Genomic DNA, 600 nt, shown 5'->3' on the forward strand with positions numbered 1-600 from the left:
GGATCCGGCCGCGGTGCGCGTCCGGCTCGGTGATCGGCTCCCGAGCTATATGGTGCCCGCTGCGGTGGTGGTGCTCGACGCGTTGCCGTTGACGGTCAACGGCAAGCTCGACACCCGGGCACTACCCGCACCGCACTACACCGCAGGGGAGTATCGATCCCCGGCCACCGTCACYGAGGAGATTCTCGCCGCGATCTACGCCGAGGTCCTCGGGGTGGAGCGGGTTGGGGTGGATGATTCGTTCTTCGATTTGGGTGGGGATTCGTTGTCGGCGATGCGGGTGGTCGCTGCGGTCAACACCACTGTGGACGGCGGGCTTTCGGTGCGGGCGATCTTCGAAGCGCCGACGGTGGCGCAGTTGGCGTTGCGCATCGGTGGCGGTGAGGTGGGGCGGCTTGAACCGCTGATACCGGCGGAGCGCCCGGCGGTGATTCCGTTGTCTTTTGCCCAGAGCCGGTTGTGGTTCATCGATCAATTGTTGGGCCCCTCACCGGTGTACAACATCCCGGTCGCGGTGCGGCTGAGTGGGCCGCTGGATGTCGAGGCGTTGAGCGCGGCGCTGGCCGATGTCGTGGCCCGCCACGAATCGCTGCGCACGAT

At 66.8% G+C, this 600-nt stretch carries 1 protein-coding gene; it reads left to right on the forward strand.

What is annotated here, in order from left to right:
- A partial coding sequence (locus AB4Z42_RS28355) for a phosphopantetheine-binding protein (RefSeq protein ID WP_442012573.1) occupies positions 1-600 on the forward strand: 600 nt, incomplete at both ends.

It is taken from the genome of Mycobacterium sp. 2YAF39, assembly GCF_052114565.1.
Classification (GTDB): Bacteria; Actinomycetota; Actinomycetes; order Mycobacteriales; family Mycobacteriaceae; genus Mycobacterium.